The organism is Corynebacterium pseudotuberculosis (assembly GCF_002155265.1).
Classification (GTDB): Bacteria; Actinomycetota; Actinomycetes; order Mycobacteriales; family Mycobacteriaceae; genus Corynebacterium; species Corynebacterium pseudotuberculosis.
The window spans coordinates 859,706-876,005 of the sequence record NZ_CP021251.1; the positions used below are offsets into that span (position 1 = coordinate 859,706).

At 52.0% G+C, this 16,300-nt stretch carries 13 protein-coding genes and 1 pseudogene; 6 read left to right on the forward strand and 8 right to left on the reverse strand.

Going from position 1 to position 16,300, the window contains the following annotated elements; translation table 11 throughout:
- From CpATCC19410_RS04010 to CpATCC19410_RS04035, 6 genes are read right to left on the reverse strand one after another with little or no spacing between them, the layout of a single operon-like run.
- On the reverse strand, window positions 1-363 hold the full coding sequence (locus tag CpATCC19410_RS04010) for a monovalent cation/H(+) antiporter subunit G (protein ID WP_013242669.1): 363 nt from the start codon (window positions 361-363) through the stop codon (window positions 1-3).
- Window positions 363-635: a monovalent cation/H+ antiporter complex subunit F gene (locus CpATCC19410_RS04015; RefSeq protein WP_013242668.1), complete on the reverse strand. Its 273-nt coding sequence runs from the start codon at window positions 633-635 to the stop codon at window positions 363-365. The genes CpATCC19410_RS04010 and CpATCC19410_RS04015 overlap by 1 nt, the downstream gene beginning before the upstream one ends.
- Window positions 632-1,147, reverse strand: a complete 516-nt coding sequence (locus CpATCC19410_RS04020; RefSeq protein WP_013242667.1) for a Na+/H+ antiporter subunit E — start codon at window positions 1,145-1,147, stop codon at window positions 632-634. The genes CpATCC19410_RS04015 and CpATCC19410_RS04020 overlap by 4 nt, the downstream gene beginning before the upstream one ends.
- Window positions 1,144-2,814 carry a Na+/H+ antiporter subunit D gene (locus tag CpATCC19410_RS04025; RefSeq protein ID WP_013242666.1) on the reverse strand — a complete coding sequence of 557 codons (1,671 nt, stop codon included), beginning with the start codon at window positions 2,812-2,814 and terminating at the stop codon, window positions 1,144-1,146. Before CpATCC19410_RS04025 ends, CpATCC19410_RS04020 begins: the two co-directional genes overlap by 4 nt.
- Window positions 2,811-3,293: a Na(+)/H(+) antiporter subunit C gene (locus CpATCC19410_RS04030; RefSeq protein WP_013242665.1), complete on the reverse strand. Its 483-nt coding sequence runs from the start codon at window positions 3,291-3,293 to the stop codon at window positions 2,811-2,813. Before CpATCC19410_RS04030 ends, CpATCC19410_RS04025 begins: the two co-directional genes overlap by 4 nt.
- Window positions 3,294-6,152, reverse strand: coding sequence for a Na+/H+ antiporter subunit A (locus tag CpATCC19410_RS04035; protein WP_014401394.1), 2,859 nt, complete (start codon window positions 6,150-6,152; stop codon window positions 3,294-3,296).
- A gap of 392 nt (window positions 6,153-6,544) precedes the next feature.
- On the opposite strand from CpATCC19410_RS04035, the gene CpATCC19410_RS04045 reads away from it, so the two are divergent.
- Window positions 6,545-8,851, forward strand: a complete 2,307-nt coding sequence (locus CpATCC19410_RS04045) for a DUF5979 domain-containing protein (protein WP_257122209.1) — start codon at window positions 6,545-6,547, stop codon at window positions 8,849-8,851.
- The gene (locus tag CpATCC19410_RS04050; RefSeq protein ID WP_013242662.1) at window positions 8,811-10,154 is read left to right on the forward strand and encodes a DUF5979 domain-containing protein; all 1,344 of its coding nucleotides are present in this window, start codon (window positions 8,811-8,813) and stop codon (window positions 10,152-10,154) included. Before CpATCC19410_RS04045 ends, CpATCC19410_RS04050 begins: the two co-directional genes overlap by 41 nt.
- Window positions 10,155-10,232: 78 nt before the next feature.
- Here the strand turns inward: CpATCC19410_RS04050 and CpATCC19410_RS04055 are convergent.
- Together CpATCC19410_RS04055 and CpATCC19410_RS04060 are read right to left on the reverse strand one after the other, a co-directional pair.
- A pseudogene (locus CpATCC19410_RS04055) lies at window positions 10,233-10,768 on the reverse strand (acetyl-CoA acetyltransferase).
- A 259-nt stretch (window positions 10,769-11,027) separates the two neighbouring features.
- Window positions 11,028-12,389, reverse strand: a complete 1,362-nt coding sequence (locus tag CpATCC19410_RS04060; RefSeq protein ID WP_014401390.1) for a dipeptidase — start codon at window positions 12,387-12,389, stop codon at window positions 11,028-11,030.
- 212 nt (window positions 12,390-12,601) lie between these two features.
- Here CpATCC19410_RS04060 and groL point away from each other — a divergent pair, with 212 nt between their 5' ends.
- The 4 genes from groL (at window position 12,602) to ppk2 (ending at window position 16,233) form a co-directional block, all read left to right on the forward strand.
- Entirely contained in the window at window positions 12,602-14,242 is a 1,641-nt protein-coding gene (gene groL / locus CpATCC19410_RS04065; protein WP_013242659.1) for a chaperonin GroEL, read from the forward strand.
- 544 nt (window positions 14,243-14,786) lie between these two features.
- A complete protein-coding gene (locus tag CpATCC19410_RS04070) occupies window positions 14,787-14,936 on the forward strand; it encodes a hypothetical protein (RefSeq protein WP_013242658.1) in 150 nt (49 codons plus the stop codon).
- Between the two features lie 53 nt (window positions 14,937-14,989).
- The gene (locus tag CpATCC19410_RS04075; RefSeq protein WP_013242657.1) at window positions 14,990-15,172 is read left to right on the forward strand and encodes a hypothetical protein; all 183 of its coding nucleotides are present in this window, start codon (window positions 14,990-14,992) and stop codon (window positions 15,170-15,172) included.
- A gap of 155 nt (window positions 15,173-15,327) precedes the next feature.
- Window positions 15,328-16,233, forward strand: coding sequence for a polyphosphate kinase 2 (ppk2, locus tag CpATCC19410_RS04080; protein ID WP_013242656.1), 906 nt, complete (start codon window positions 15,328-15,330; stop codon window positions 16,231-16,233).
- Window positions 16,234-16,300: the final 67 nt, after the last annotated feature.

Genomic DNA, 16,300 nt, shown 5'->3' on the forward strand with positions numbered 1-16,300 from the left:
CTACTTTTCATCGCGAACTTTATCACGATGATCCACAAATACAGTGTTGGTGTCGGTATAAAGACCTTCTCTGCGTGCGATACGGCCTACCCTTTGCCCCGTAACTGGGGAAGTGACGAGGGCGAAGAACACAAGAAGCACCAAAACACCGAGGTCACCAGTGGAAGAATCAGTTCCCAACACTCGAATTATCGCGCCAACAATAGTGAGAATCAGCCCCACAGTCTGTGGCTTAGTAATTGCGTGTACCCGCGCTAGAGGAGAACGGAACCTAATAAGCCCAATAGAAGCGGAGAGAGCAAAGAAAGCGCCCGCGAAGAGAAAGACCAGGGACACTACGTCTGTGATGATATTGGGAACCATTAGTCATCTTTCTTTCTAAAACGGGTGATGGCCACCGTGGAGATAAACCCTAAAAGGGCGATGACGAGCATTGCATTAGACACCGTCGTGTCTAAGCTCCAGCAGATATAGGCAGCTAGGGCGCACTGCATCATGGCGACCACACCGTCGAGCCCCAATAACCTATCCATGGAGTTGGGGCCGGCGATGATTCGATAAGACGTGAGGATGAAGGACAATGCGAAAATGCACGCTATAAAGAACAGCACGAGGTTGTAGGTGTCTTGGTTCATGCATTGTTCCTTTCAAACGCACGTTTTAAACGCTGCTCATATTGTGCGATGGCTGCGATTTCCGCATCGATTTTGTCCGTGGAACTTGCATCCAAAATATGAACAGTCCACATGCGGTTTGCCACATCAATATCTGTGACGGTTCCCCCTGGCTGCAGGTTATACAAGGTGGTGGCAAGACTCAGGACGAGCTCGCTATCCACGCGCATCGGAACCGTAGCAATGACAGAACATGGAGGCTCGGCCCTCCGAATGGAAAGCCAGGCTACCCGAATCGACCCGGTAAAAAGATACAAAAACCAGCGTGAGGTCAGTTCCAGAAAAGGAAGGGCATTGATAGTAAAACCCTCTGTGGGAACCGAGGGGAGGGGCAATGCGATGCTCACTATGAGGCCGACGAGGAGACCCGCGACGAGGTTGCCCACGGATAGTTCTCCCATGAGCATCACCCACATCACGGTGGCTAACAAGACAAAGAGGGGCCGAAAACGACGGCGGGCGCCTGCAATCATTTCTGTGCTCCTCTTGTATCCTTGCCTTCGTCGAGACGCTCTTGTTCCAGGGTTCTTCCAGGGTCTTTCCGCGCGGTACCCAACACCGCTGTGCGATAGATGCTGGTATCTTGTGCAGACTCGGCGGCGCGGGATGTCACATTGCTCACCGGGCCTGCAACAAGGCTAAGCCCAAGAGACACAACCACTAATGAAGCAGTAGACATGAGCATTCCTGCGGGGATACGGCCGACGTCAGATCGCTCAGAAAAATCAATCTTGTCTGTGACGTCCGATAACAGGGCTGGTCGGGCGTATGCAGTCTCCCCCTCGGGGGCGTCTTTGCGATCGCGCCAAAACGCCTTGGACCAGACCAAAACCATGGTGTACAGGGTAAGCAGACTGGTAACAATCGCGCCGCCGATGAGCAGCCAGGGAAGCAGGCCGCCCTCCTGCGCACCGGCCTGAACAAGAATCACCTTGCCCAAGAACCCAGAAAATGGCGGTATTCCGCCTAGATTAAGGGCTGGAATGATGTAGAAAACGGCAAGTATCGGGGTTGCTTTTGCCAGAGAACCCAGTTGGCGCAACGAGGAGGAGCCGGCTTGGCGCTCGATGAGTCCAACTACCAAGAAGAGGGCTGTCTGAACCAAAATATGGTGCACTGCATAAAAGATCGCGCCGGAAAGACCTTGTTCTGTGCCTAGTCCCACGCCCATGATCATGTACCCAATATGGCTAACCAGAGTAAAGCTGAGGAGTCGTTTGATGTCATTCTGAGCCATTGCGCCCAAGATCCCCACCAGCATGGTGGCTAATCCGACCCACATCAACAAGGTGTCCAAAGACCCTGAGGTGAAAACTGTAGAGCGCATTCGGATGATCGAGTACACGCCGACCTTAGTCAGTAGGCCCGCGAAGACAGCGGTGACCAAAGACGGCGCGGTGGGATAGGAATCCGGCAACCAGGAATCAAGGGGGAAAACAGCTGCTTTGATTCCAAAGGCGATAAGGAGCACCGCAAAGATCGCTGTCTGGGTGCCGCTGGGCACGGACTCCATGCGCTCCGAAACATGCGCCATATTAAGCGTGCCGACGGACGCATAAACCAGCGCAAGTCCGATGAGAAAGACGAACGAGCTGAGCATGGACACCATGACGTATCCCACGCCGGCGCGCACGCGTGCTGGAGAGGCGCCCAGCGTTAAAAGTACGTAAGACGCGACGAGGAAAACCTCGAATCCGACATAGAGATTAAAGAGGTCACCTGCCAGAAAAGACATGTTGACACCCATGCTGAGCAGCAGATACGTGGGTAAGAAGACCGCCACCGGCTCATCCTTCTCGCCATCGCGAATCCCCTGACCAATCGCGTACCACATCACGCAGAATAGGACCATGGAAGAAACCATCAGCATCAGGGTGGAAAGCCGATCCGCCACCAGGCTAATGCCCACGGGGGCGTCCCATCCGCCGATTTGAAGAGTCTGAATTCCTTCTTGATCCACGACAAAAAGCATGATTACGGCCAAGACAATGAGCGCAAAGAGGGTAAGCGCTGTGACTATGCGTTGGATGCGTAGGTGCCTTGTTGCTGCTAATGCTATGCCCGCTCCCACGGCGGGGAGCACAATGGGGAGCGGTATAAGGACTGGTATTGCGCCAAGGAGGCTTTGAAAGGTAATCATTGGTCCTCCAGAGGGGCTTCGAAACAACGAGGGCCGAATGCATCGCCAAGCTCTGTGACGCGTCCCGTGGCTGGGTCATCAGAAAGATCATGATCGGGGGCTGCTGAAGGCAACGGCGGACGAGCCGCAACTGCAGCATCCTCAACGTCATCTTCCACCACATCTTGAGTGCGATAACGATACTGCCTATACGCAAGGGCGAGGATGAACGCAGTAAGCGCCATGGAAATCACAATCGCGGTAAGGATCATGGCCTGAGCTAACGGATCTGCAACCGTATCTCCGTAAAGGGCAGATTCTCGCCCCTTGATTGGCGGCGAGCCTGGCGCACCACCAGCCATGAGCACAAGGATGTTTACGCCGTTGCCCATAAGCAACAGACCTAGCATCATCTTGGTCATAGCCCTGTCCAACACAAGGTAAGCACCGGCTGACACAAGCACGCCCGCGGTAAGGAGTAATGAGAGGTTGACCAGCATTTAATTCTCCTTTCCTACACGAGCTTTGAGCTTTTTTACACGTTCCCGTGCGCGCTGTTTACGCAGTTCCTCATCCAAATCGAGTTGGCCTCCCAAGGATGTGAGAATGTGCAACACCAATCCGATAACTATCAGGTAGACGCCGGCGTCGAAAAGCAAAGCGCTGACCACATGTATGTCTCCTATTCCCGGGATATGCAGATCCCAGGTATAAGAGGTAAGGGGCGGATCGCCGATAAAAACCGGCCAGATAACGGCGGCAGCAGTGAGCAATGCGCCGATGCCTAGGACTCGGGAAGGATCGACGGGGAAAGTCTGCTCCAGCTCTTCACGGCCGCCAGCAAGATAACGCAGTGCAAGCGCGAGAGCTGCGACAAGTCCGCCTGCAAATCCGCCACCGGGAGCATTGTGGCCCGCAAAGAAGAAATAGGCGGAAAGAACCATCATGACAGGGAACAACAGACGAGTGGATACGTCCACCATGAGCGAGCGGTTACGTGCGGCCTCAGAAGAAAGCCATCCGCCGGAATCGTGCAAAGTGGGGCGGTGGGAATCCCTCTGGAAGCTCTTAGTGCGATAAATCAGGGAAGAAACACCAATGGCGGCGATGATAAGAACAGTACTTTCACCAAAGGTATCCCACGCGCGGATATCCACCAATAACACGTTAACGGCGTTTGCCCCATGACCAATGTCTTGAGCCAAATCAGGGATAACCGAGCTTACGGGAGCCTCTGTCCTGGCATTTATGGCAAATACAGTAAGGACGACGGCGGTAAAACCTACAGCTGCTGCGAGCCATGCGCGCAACCGATTAGCGCGGTGCGAAGGCTGCCACTGAGTACGCGCCGGGAGACGACGAAGCACCAGCATGAATACCACCACGGTGATGGTTTCCACCAGCATCTGAGTAAGCGCGAGGTCTGGGGCGCCATGCAGCGCAAAAATTATGGTGGCGCCGTATCCAGTCATTCCCACCATAATGAGAGCGGAAAGTCGGTTGGATTGGACGGTAGCACCGATGGCCATCACGATCATGATGCCGGCGACGATTGCTTGCAGCGGAGTATCCCACAAGATCATGTGGACGTCGTTGCGCTCTCCGCTGAGTAATGCGACGAGTGGGACAAGAACAAAGACCGCGAAGATAGAGCCTGAGTTAATAACGAGCGAGCCTCTTTGAGTGGATGCGGTTAAGCGCAACGAGGAGGTCCGAAGAATATCTAAGACGCGGTCATACGCCGCGCTAGCGTTTCCGAGAGCCGGCTCGGCGAAGTGCAGCTTGGCAACGGTTTCTCGTTGCCAGTACATGACCGCCCCGATCCCCACGATCGCCGCACTCAACGCGAGCGGAAGGCTAAACCCATGCCACAACGCCAGGTGCGCTTGGGCAGCGAAAATTGAGGTTGTGTGGGCGCTGAGAAGAGTGCCTAACGGTTGAGGGAACACCCCGAGGAGAGCCGTGATCACCATTAATATCGCGGGAGGAAGCCACAAGAATAGCTCGATGCGGTGCATCTTGAGTACTGGTTGGGAAACGATCCCGTCTTTGGTGGCAAACGCCCCGAAGAGAAAGCGAAGGCTATATGCCATGGTGAGAATTGAGCCCGCCACTATCCCCACGAGGGTTATCTGACCTGGCAATCCTACGATAGCGTGTTCATGAAGAACCGCCTCAAGGGCGGCTTCTTTAGCTACAAAACCGAACAACGGAGGGATGCCCGCCATCGACGCGGCGGCCAGCGTGGCTATCCCCATTAAAACTGGTTGTTTGCGCCCCAACCCGGAGAGCTTGCGGATATCGCGGGTGCCCGTCGTATGGTCGATGGCCCCCACGACCATAAAGAGCGTTGCCTTAAACATGGCATGAGCAAAGGTTAGCGTAAGGCCAGCTACCATGGCTGCGTGTGAGCCAATGCCTATGAGTATGGTGATAAAGCCCAGCTGACTGACGGTGCCATACGCCAAAATCAGCTTAAGATCTGTCTGGCGTAAGGATATCCAGCCGCCCAAGAGCATGGTGAAAATCCCTAGAGAAATCACCACCAGGTACCAGACTCGCGAGAAGGCAAAATCGGGAGCTAACCGAGCAATGAGATAGATCCCCGCTTTCACCATCGCCGCGGAATGCAAATAAGCAGATACCGGCGTTGGCGCAGCCATAGCCCCGGGTAGCCAAAAGTGGGTTGGTGCGATGGCGGATTTAGATAACGCGCCCGCGAGGATAAGCACCAGGGCATAAGAGATGTGGTGGGTCCCTTCCAGATTGGCGTTGGCAAGCCCCGACAACTCCCAGATACCCGTCTGGCGACCTAATAAAATGATGCCCACCAGCATTGATAACCCGCCCAAAGTGGTGATCATCAGTGCTTGTATAGCAGCGTGGCGTGAAGACGCTCGCTCTCCGTAGTAGCCCACCAATAAGAAGCTGAGGACAGACGTAATCTCCCAGAAAACGTAGAGCAGCAGCATATTATCTGAGATCACAAGCCCATACATGGCCATGGCAAAACTAGATAGTTGTGCAGCAAAAGGCTGTAACCGGCGGGGTACTGAATCAAAGTAATGCCAGCAATACAACAAGACCAAGCCGCCGATGCCCAAGATGATCAGGCTGAACAAGGCGGAAAGGGAGTCGAGCCGGAACGTCAGATCTAAATGTGTACTGCTCATCCACCCGTAATGCGCTGTGAGAGCTTTTCCGGAAGAAAAATCACCGTTGAGCAGCTTGCCCAGGACCCACGCGAACCCGACGAAGGGCGTAATGGAAAGAAGACCGAAAGCCGGTCTTCCAAAAAACTTAACCGCAATGGGGGCGACAATGGCAGTCACCGCGAGAGCTAGCAGCAATACGAGCACAGGACGAAACGATCCTTTGATGTGGTGGATGTACAAGGCGAGGTAGAAGCGCGTGCAATGTATAAACGCAGCCGGATTGAAAAGTCGTATCGAAGTGTAGTTTTGCGTCATACATCGGCGCAGCTCACTCTTGTTATCTTAGCGCAGCTTTGGGGGAGTGTGAGCTGGGGAATAAAAATGAAGAGTTTTGCCAGCAAACCTTTCTGGGGTAGCTGAATAATTGAGCAAAAACAGGACGCTAAAACTAAGAATTTAATTTACTAATTTTAGTTATTTTAAACATTGTGACATAAATATATAGAAGACATGCTGCATGCCTGTATCTCGGCGAAAAGAACTCAACTAAGGCAAAACTGAAAATGAAAAATCCCTCAAAGGGGCAGACTAAGAGTTTGCTCCAGAGCATTGTGGCAATTGTGCTAACTGCCCTGCTCATAATGTCAGTCTCGGTGTATGCCGGGAAGGTCCCTCAATCTTTAGCTCAGCCAACTTGTGTTGGAAATTGGGAGAACCTTCATTGGGTTGAAGGCGGGGGCGTCCGCTCTAATAGCTATACAAATGCTGGAGAGACTGCTCTTGCTGAATTTGACTGGAAAGTTCCCAACACCGCTAAAAAGGGTGATCAAATCACTTTTACGCTTCCTCCCCAGCTGAAAATGGCTACGGGGGCAGAGCGGAGTTTCACGCTGCGTGATGCCTCTGGTCGTGAGGTGGGAACCGCCGACTGGTCGGGTAAGAATCTGACCATCACACTTTCTGGTTTTGCTGGGACGCACTTTGACGTGCATGGCAAAGTGAAAGTGTCACTTCAATGGGACAGATCGCAGATCGATACTGCGACGGGATATGACTCTTCTGTTCACGGAGCGCTTCGGTTTTCTGGGTGTGGTAACGGGGAATTGGAGGGTGTCTACCCGAAAGACGGGCCAAGTGGAAACACTCATGAAACTCAAAAAGCTGGACATTATCAAGGAAAGAAAACTGTAGGCGGAGTAGATATTTATCTGACCGATTGGACCGTTTGGATTAGTGGGAAGACTAAAGGAAATGAAACTTATGAAGGTGGTTTTCGCGTAACAGATAAAGCACCTGCCGGCCATAAGTTTGCCTGTGATTCTGCAAAGACATCCCCTAGTGCTGCTGTAGAAGTAGGGGTGTGGTCTAATAACTTTTTCTATTCAGGAAAGATCATTAACGCCAATCACTATCCTGATGGTGGGCGCTATGTCGGCTTCCAAGGTCTCCAGAATAATTCTATTGGGCATAACTTTATTGTTACCTGCTCAGAGCAAGAGATAACTTTTGAGTTCCCTTATGGGGTGTCTCCGCAAACCGGGCCGCTAGTTCGCTTCAGTACTTATACAGAGGTTAAGCCAGAGGCTTTTAGTACGCAGTCCAATACTGCCAATGTAAATGGAAAAGACTACACCGGTCACGCAGTGATCCCCGGATCTGGTGGATTTGGTACTGGTAAACTAGGTGGCTTCACAGTACGGAAAGTTGTTATCGGTAGCGGGGTAAATATACCGAAAGAATTTACTTTTGAGTACAAGTGCGAGCAGCCGGATGGTTCTAGAACCTTGGCAGGGGAATTTAAAGTTAAGGGGAACGGGACGGACTACCAGCATTTTAATTCTCTAGAGAAGGGTATGGTCTGTGAAGTTAAAGAAAAGAATGATCAGGTAGGTTCTCCAAGGCCGGAATTGTCATGGATTATCGATGGTCACTCGGCATCCGCAGCTATTTTTACGGTTCGTGACCCTAAAGAAAGCTCAGTAGACCTTATCGCCACAAACACCTACCCCAAGGACCCAGAAGCAGAATTCGGAGTTTTTGGCATTGAAAAGCAATTGGTAGGTGAGCGGAGTGTTATTGATGGGCTAAAAGACCGGGAATTCAATTTCAGCTATTCCTGCGGTGATGAGCCTTCTCAGAGTGTAAAAGTTTCTGCGCACAAGCCGTTCGTCTCTGACAAAAAGTACCCAGTGGGTACCAAGTGCGTTGTTAAAGAGCTTGAAGAGGGCGCAGAGGTAGCGCAACACGTTTGGTCTCATACGCTAACGCCTCGTGATGGGGTTGTAACCATTACACAAGGCCAAACCGCTAAGGTCGTCGCAACTAATATTTACACTCCTGTGCCAAAGGGGGCCTTCACCGTTAAGAAGCTCCTAGAAGGCGACGCTAAGATAATGGCCGATCCTCAATATCAGCGCAAAGAATTCTCGGGTGCATACAAATGCGGAGGGTCTGGTTGGAGGCCGTTTAAGGTATCCGCGGAGAAGCCTTTTGTCTCACCAACGTTCCCAGAAAACACCGAGTGCGAGGTTAAAGAGCTGGCTGAAGACACTGCTATTCCTGGATATGACTGGACCTCTTCTGTAGAAAACAGCAAGTTCACAATCGGCAAGGATAAAAAGCAGAGTATTGATGTAAAGATCATTAATACTTACAAGTCAAAGCTTGGTGGATTTGCGCTGACTAAGACTGTTGAGGGACCTGCGGCTGATGTAGTTAAAGATATTGATTACACATTTAACTATGTATGTGGAGAAAAGACAGGAGTACTTTCTCTCCGCGCAGGCAGCACGGTGGAAAGTCCCAAAGACATCCCGGTAGGAACGCACTGCAAGATCTTTGAGGCTTCTTTCGACTTCCCTCGTGGGACGGGTGTGGGTCGGCAGTATAACCAACAATGGTGAATTCACTGTTGAAGGCGAAAAGACGGTTCAAGTAACTGCAACTAATACTTTTGATTACAGCGAAGGCGGTTTTGCCATCAGCAAGACCGTAGGCGGAGACGCGAAGGACCTTGCTGAGCTGGCAAAGCTTCCTTTTGAGTTCACCTATTCCTGCAAGCCACCTACTGGCGGAGCCGCAATCACGGGTTCGGTTTCAGTTCTCAATGGGCAGACTAAGCATGTTCAGGAAATACCAGTGGGCTCTGAATGTGAAGTGACAGAATCAGAGGTTCACCATGCTGGATCTGAATGGTCGGTTGAGCTTTCTGGTGAAGATATTTCTGTCACCGGCGCAACTGCAAAGTTCACAGTCCCATCTGAGAATGAGCCTGCAATCCTGATTAAGGCGCGTAATACGTTTACCCAGGAAAAAGGTATTTTTGTGATCAGCAAGGTCGTTGAGGCTGAAGAGGGACTAGCTGTTCCTAAAGACTTCAAATTTGCTTGGACATGCGGAAATCTGAGTGGAGAAAGCACTGTTTCCGTTGTCAACGGCCGGGGCTCGGTTGTGATACCTAAAGACATAGCTGTAGGCACGGAATGCGTTGTATCTGAAAAAGATGCATCCATACCGGGCGCGTCTCTTATTACAACCTGGGAGAACCAACGATTTACTATTGATAAGAAAGACCAGGTAGTAATCGTAACGGCTACCAATACCTACAAAGCGAATACAGGTGGGTTTATTATTCGCAAGCAGCTGGTGGGCAGCGCAGCGGATAAGGCAAAAGATAAAGTTTTTATGTTCGATTACGTCTGCACAAAGCAGGACAAAGAAACTGCCAGGGGAACACTCAACATTAAAGGCGAGGGCTCTTCTGATCCTGTAACTGGTCTTGCTGATGGATCAGAATGCGCAATAACGGAACGAGACGCGCGTATCGACGGCACGAATTGGAAGCACACTATTTCCAACGACGGAAAAATTAGTATTGTTGGCGGGAACCCAGAGGTGACTGTCTTTGCGGTTAATGGCTATGAAAAGCCACCGTTCTCTCCGCTGGTTCCACTCATTCCTTTAATACCGCTGATCCCGCTTCTGCCATTGGTGATTACCCCGATAGCGCCGCCTAGCTCATCTGTTGCTCCACCGCAAGCAGAGCCGAAAGCTCCTGAGGTGCAACAGCCCGAGCAGAAGCAGGCTAATAAACCGCGGACTCCTTTGGCTAAGACCGGTGCGAGCGTTATGGGCCTTGCGTTTGCGAGTGCCTTGCTTATCGCTGGTGGCGTGTTTGTTTTACGCAGAGGAAAGAAGAAAAGCTGACCTTAGATTAGCCACTGATTAATTGAGCATGAGGCCCTGATCCTAAAGCATGACGGATCAGGGCCTTTGCCGTGCAAACTATCCGAAAAGAAGCTCAGATGCAGAGCTTAGTGCGGCAGCCGCAGAGTGTTCAGGGCTGCCGCCAAAACCTAAGGCCCAGTGCTGGCGATGGTTGTGAGCGGTCAGCAAAAAAGTCACAGTGGACTCGAATATTTCAAACTGGTGGAAGAAAGAATTTCTGCGCGGCGCCCTGCATCGGCCAAGATTTGGGTGCAGGCGGCGATGGGGCCGGATGCCATGATTGGACGAACTTCCGTGACTCTTCCGCTAGCTGTATGCCGTTGGAGCTCAACGGTATAGGAGATGTGGTTGCCGGGTAGCTTATGTGCACTGGTGATGTGAACGCGGACTTGTGAAGCCGGTGCATAGGTAGCAATGAATGTTCGCCACTGCATACCGCGTGCTTCTTCCCTTAATCCTTTGGGTAATTTATGCCCAAAGCGCGCCTGGAAAGGGTCATCAGCAAATACTCGTGTTGAGCTGGGGAAGGGGCGGGATGGCGTCGAAAGCGATCTGCGGGTATGGAGAGTCTGCGATGAGGTAAAAGTAGGCATTGATTGCGGTCCTTATGTGAAGCGGATAGAGCTTATGGACCGACTTTGGATGCGGACTGTCTCCCGAATGTGGGAGTCAGTCCTCTTATCCCACAGACGGGCACACGGCTGTGGCTGTTGCCAGCACTAGCCGTGCGCTCTGGGGGATAATAATGATGTGGATCACACCTGCGATGCTAACGGGGATGAGAGCAGGGCGCAAGGGTTTTGAGGATCGGGGGGGATAAAAGAGCAGGTCTTCCCCCGATGGACAAACGGGCTATTTTCCGTACGTTAATAGGAAAGAAGCTTCGGCGACTGCAATATCGCGGATTTCATTAGGATCTACAGACTCGTTGGGGGAGTGGATCGTTGATTGCGGCTCTTCCACTCCAAAAAGTGCTAGTTCTGCATGCGGCATGATCCCTAATAGCTCAGAACATAGCGGGATGGAACCGCCGGAACCGATGTGCACAGTGTCATCTTTACCGTAAGCGTTGGCCAGGCAAGCATTGAAAAGGGACATTGCGGGGCCGTCGGTAATGGCCTCAAACGGCTCATTTGCGTCGTCGTAGCTGGCCTCAATATGTGCTCCCCACGGAACATGAGCTTTGAGATGTGCAATAAGCGCTTCTGCAACCTCGGTGGCTTTTAGTCCCGGTGGAACGCGGAGATTGAGCCGTGCGCTAGCTACGGGAGGAACAGCGTTGACTGCCTTTTCTACGGGTGTGGATGTAAAACCTGTGATGGAAATTGCTGGACGCGCCCAGACCATGTCTGCAGGATCATCGTCCTCTGTTCCCATGATGTGCGTGCCGTCGAGCATGGTGGAGTCTGAACGGAAGCTCTCGCGGTCGTAGTTTCCTCCCGGCCACTTTGCAGAGCAGTCGACGCCGTCTATGACGGTGCGTCCGTACTCGTCTTTGAGGGAATCAAGCAGGCGGATAAGGGCGGCAGCTGCATCGGGGGCGGCGCCACCGAAGGAACCGGAATGAACTGCGGCATTCAAAGTTTTAAGCGTTACTGTGATTTGTGCGCCGCCGCGAAGAGTGGTGGTGAGAGTGGGAACGCCCACTGCCTGGTTACCGGAATCTGCGATCAGGATAACGTCCGATTTGAAGAGCTCAGGTTGGGAGTGAATAAGCGAGCTGAGCTCAGCGCCTCCCTGTTCTTCGGATCCTTCTACTAGGAATTTGATGCCTAGATCGGTGCCTCCGAGCTCCTGCACGGCGCGGAGCACGGCAAGATGCATGACCAGGTTGCCTTTGCAATCGGCGGCGCCGCGAGCGTACCAGCGTCCGTTGCGTTCGGTGAGCGTAAAAGCGTCGCTAGTCCAGTCGGCGGGATTTCCGGCCGGGACTACGTCATAATGCGAGTACAGCAGAACCGTCGGAGCATCCCCGACAGCCTCCTTGGTGCCCAATACAGTGGTGGCTCCGCCCTCATAGGGGTATTCGGTTACCTCTAACCCAACTTTGGTGAGCGCATCTACAACCCACGCGCATGCGGCAGCGTGGTCTTCGGCGCATTCTGGGGTGGAGTGCACAGAATTGTAGGACGTAATCTCGCTGAGGTCCTTAAAGATGGCGTCCCTTTGCTTCTCGACGAGCGGACGCACCTTGTTCACGATGTCTGTAATCATGGTGTCTAGTGTAGGCGGGTTCTTGCACTCGCATGGGGAGACTGCTAAAACGGTCTTTAGCACTTTAATGATTCGAGTGCTAGATAAATCGAAACTTTCGAGACATATCAGCGGGTGAGGTTGGTTTACACTCGGCCCACCGTGCCGTCGCGGGCGCCTGCTGGATCGTCGAGACGTGAGTGTCGTCCTATATATAAGGAGCACAAACTTTCATGGCAAAGATTATTGCCTTTGATGAGGAAGCACGCCGGGGCCTTGAAAAGGGCCTGAACACCTTGGCTGATGCAGTTAAGGTCACTCTTGGGCCTAAGGGCCGTAACGTTGTTCTAGAAAAGAGCTGGGGCGCCCCGACTATCACCAACGACGGTGTCTCTATCGCTCGCGAAATTGAGCTCGAGGACCCGTATGAGAAGATCGGCGCTGAGCTGGTTAAAGAAGTAGCTAAGAAGACTGATGACGTTGCTGGCGACGGCACCACCACCGCTACTGTTCTGGCTCAGGCGCTTGTCCGCGAGGGTCTACGCAACGTTGCTGCAGGCTCTAACCCAATGGGAATCAAGCGCGGTATCGAGCAGGCCGTGGCTAAGGTGACCGAGAGCCTTCTGCAGAACGCTAAGGAAGTGGAAACTGAAGAGCAGATCGCTGCGACAGCTGGTATTTCTGCCGCCGATCCAGCAATTGGCGCTCAGATTGCCAAGGCTATGTACGCAGTGGGCAACGGAACCCTGAACAAGGAATCCGTAATCACAGTCGAAGAATCCAATACCTTTGGTGTTGATCTTGAGGTTACCGAGGGCATGCGCTTTGATAAGGGCTACATCTCTGGTTACTTTGCTACTGACATGGAGCGCCTTGAGGCAGTGCTAGAGGATCCATACATCCTTTTGGTCTCTGGCAAGATCTCCAACATCAAGGACCTTTTGCCATTGCTGGAAAAGGTTATGCAGGCTGGCAAACCGCTGCTGATTATCGCTGAGGACGTTGAGGGAGAGGCTCTCTCCACTCTGGTTGTGAACAAGATCCGCGGTACCTTCAAGTCTGTTGCTGTGAAGGCACCTGGCTTTGGTGATCGTCGTAAAGCACAGCTGCAGGATATGGCTATCCTCACCGGCGGACAGGTTATCTCTGAAGAGGTTGGCCTTTCCCTGGAGACCGCTGATATTCCGCTGCTTGGTCGCGCACGCAAGGTTGTTGTGACCAAGGATGAGACCACCATCGTTGAGGGTGCAGGATCCCCCGAACAGATCGAGGGACGCGTCAACCAGATCCGCGCTGAGATTGAAAACTCGGATTCTGAGTACGACCGTGAGAAGCTGCAAGAGCGCCTGGCCAAGCTAGCTGGCGGCGTTGCAGTGATCAAGGTTGGCGCAGCTACTGAGGTGGAGCTCACCGAGCGTAAGCACCGCATTGAAGACGCAGTACGTAATGCTAAGGCAGCCGTTGAAGAGGGCATTGTTGCCGGCGGCGGTGTTGCTTTGCTGCAGGCAGCACATGTTCTTGATGGCGATCTTGGCCTCACTGGTGATGAGGCTACTGGTGTGAAGATCGTCCGCGAGGCACTTTCTGCACCGCTGAAGCAGATTGCTCTTAACGCTGGCCTGGAGCCTGGCGTTGTGGCTAACAACGTTTCTAATCTCCCTGCGGGTGAAGGCCTGAATGCTGCTACCGGTGAATACGTTGACCTAATGGCTGCAGGCATCAATGATCCGGTGAAGGTTACTCGCTCTGCACTGCAGAACGCTGCATCCATCGCAGCTTTGTTCCTTACCACTGAGGCAGTAGTTGCCGACAAACCGGAGCCTGCTGCTCCTGCTATGCCTGGCGCCGATGAGATGGGCGGAATGGGCTTCTAAGCCACTTTATTGCGCCTTATAAAGGCCCGTCCCCGGAGAAGCTTGGGGACGGGCCTTTTGTTGGGCCTCATAAGCTATGAAGGGGTTATAAGTCAATACTAGAGGGATAATGATAATGGATGGGTGCAAAAATACAATGCGGGGGAGAACTTTTTGCAGGCAAAAATGCTTAAAGATCGGTTTATTTTCTAGGAGTTCTGCAGAGAGTTAACCCAAATGGGGGTATTTTTAAGGGCTGGGTGTTTAGATCTGTGTCACCCTCATTGCGGGGTGAGGTATGTTGTCAGACCTATGGCTGTATGAGGCTTTGCGTATCTCTACCTAGGGAAACGTAATCTGCATGGGGAAGTGAAAACGTTACACAGGAAAAATCACTGTTTGAGCTGCTATTAAAAAGTTTTTAAGGGTCTGTGACTTGGCTAGCGCGGTTACTGCTTCGGTGTTATGGTTCATAGCGAGCCATCGGAGGCGGGGGGGTGCAGCCACGTCTCGGTGGGAAAGTTTTCCACCCCGGAACCCTCCGGGATTACTTCTAGGAGTACATATGTCTTCTGAATTGGTTTCTCTCTCTTCGGACATTCTCGGCACTTTTGCTGATTTTAAGTTCGACAAGATCGCTAAGGCTGTGCAGGCTGTTGTAGAGACCGCTCTTGAGTGGGCTCGTCTGAACCCAATCGACAAAGTTTTCAAGTAAATAACAGTCGGCTAAAATACCAAAATTTTTTCTTATCCTAGTAGGAGATAGTAATGAATATTGTTCAGATGGCTAATGATCTAGTGCTCGGCCTGCAGCGTCTTGGTAACTTCTTCGAGGGTTATGACGCACTCGTGAAGCTCGGTAGGTTTGTCTTGAGCGGTGGCCTTGCTGAGCGCCTTGATGACTGGAGCTCTCAGCTTTCTAGCACTCTCTTCTCTTCGCGCTTGAGCTAATAAGAGTCTTTGCGTTAATAAAAATCCCGTTGATTCTCCCAGTTTTTGGGATGATCAACGGGACTTTTATGTGTGCGTTTTCATGGCTGCTCGTTTAAAACGCTCGGTGATTATTTATCCCTATAGCCGGGTTTCTATTGGTAGAGGACAGTAAGATGATGAATATGAGCGCATCTGATAAAGAGTTACCGATCATAGACCTTGCGGCAATCGAGGGCTATATAGTTGATGACTCGGATGAAGATGATCCTGTCCTCCTAGCCCCAGATGGAAATCCAGTGGACACATGGAAAGAGTCTTACCCTTATCCCGAGCGTATGTCTAGAGAAGAGTACGAGCACACCAAGCGTGCTCTGCAGATTGAGCTATTAAAGTGGCAGAACTGGACAAAAGATACCGGGCAGCGGCATATCATCCTATTTGAGGGACGCGATGCTGCCGGTAAGGGGGGTACTATCAAGCGTTTTAATGAGCACCTCAACCCCCGTGGTGCTCGTACTGTAGCTCTAGAAAAGCCCTCGCCACGGGAATCTACGTCATGGTATTTCCAACGCTATATCGAGCATTTTCCGTGCGCTGGTGAAATCGTCTTCTTTGATCGCTCGTGGTACAACCGCTCGGGTGTGGAACGCGTGATGGGCTTTTGTACGGAATCGCAGCACGCAGAATTCCTGAGAGAGGTGCCGATGTTAGAGAACATGATTTTGGGCTCCGGCATCTCGCTTACTAAATTTTGGTTTTCCGTGACTCAGAAGGAGCAGCGGACGCGGTTTGCTATTAGGCAGGTTGATCCTGTGCGGCAATGGAAGCTTTCGCCCATGGATCTTGCGTCCTTGGATAAATGGGACAGCTATACCCGGGCAAAAGAAGAACAGTTCCGCTACACGGACACGGATGAGTCTCCTTGGATTACGATTCGCTCCAATGATAAGAAGCGGGCTCGTATTAACGCGATGAGGTACATCCTGAGCAAGTTTGAGTACACAAATAAGGATTATGACGTTGTGGGCATTCCCGATCCCAATATTGTGATGCGGGGGCGGGACAGGATAGGGGATTAAATAACAAAGGTATGGGCGTGCAAATATTATTTGCACGCCCATACCTTTAACTTTGGTTTAAGAGCCC

Excerpts from the sequence above, each read along its gene's own strand:
- CpATCC19410_RS04060 (WP_014401390.1), bottom strand. The coding sequence starts at position 12,389 with ATGATTACAGACATCGTGAACAAGGTGCGTCCGCTCGTCGAGAAGCAA.
- CpATCC19410_RS04025 (WP_013242666.1), bottom strand. The coding sequence starts at position 2,814 with ATGATTACCTTTCAAAGCCTCCTTGGCGCAATACCAGTCCTTATACCG.
- groL (WP_013242659.1), top strand. The coding sequence starts at position 12,602 with ATGGCAAAGATTATTGCCTTTGATGAGGAAGCACGCCGGGGCCTTGAA.
- CpATCC19410_RS04030 (WP_013242665.1), bottom strand. The coding sequence starts at position 3,293 with ATGCTGGTCAACCTCTCATTACTCCTTACCGCGGGCGTGCTTGTGTCA.
- CpATCC19410_RS04075 (WP_013242657.1), top strand. The coding sequence starts at position 14,990 with ATGAATATTGTTCAGATGGCTAATGATCTAGTGCTCGGCCTGCAGCGT.
- CpATCC19410_RS04010 (WP_013242669.1), bottom strand. The coding sequence starts at position 363 with ATGGTTCCCAATATCATCACAGACGTAGTGTCCCTGGTCTTTCTCTTC.
- CpATCC19410_RS04070 (WP_013242658.1), top strand. The coding sequence starts at position 14,787 with ATGTCTTCTGAATTGGTTTCTCTCTCTTCGGACATTCTCGGCACTTTT.
- ppk2 (WP_013242656.1), top strand. The coding sequence starts at position 15,328 with ATGATGAATATGAGCGCATCTGATAAAGAGTTACCGATCATAGACCTT.
- CpATCC19410_RS04015 (WP_013242668.1), bottom strand. The coding sequence starts at position 635 with ATGAACCAAGACACCTACAACCTCGTGCTGTTCTTTATAGCGTGCATT.
- CpATCC19410_RS04020 (WP_013242667.1), bottom strand. The coding sequence starts at position 1,147 with ATGATTGCAGGCGCCCGCCGTCGTTTTCGGCCCCTCTTTGTCTTGTTA.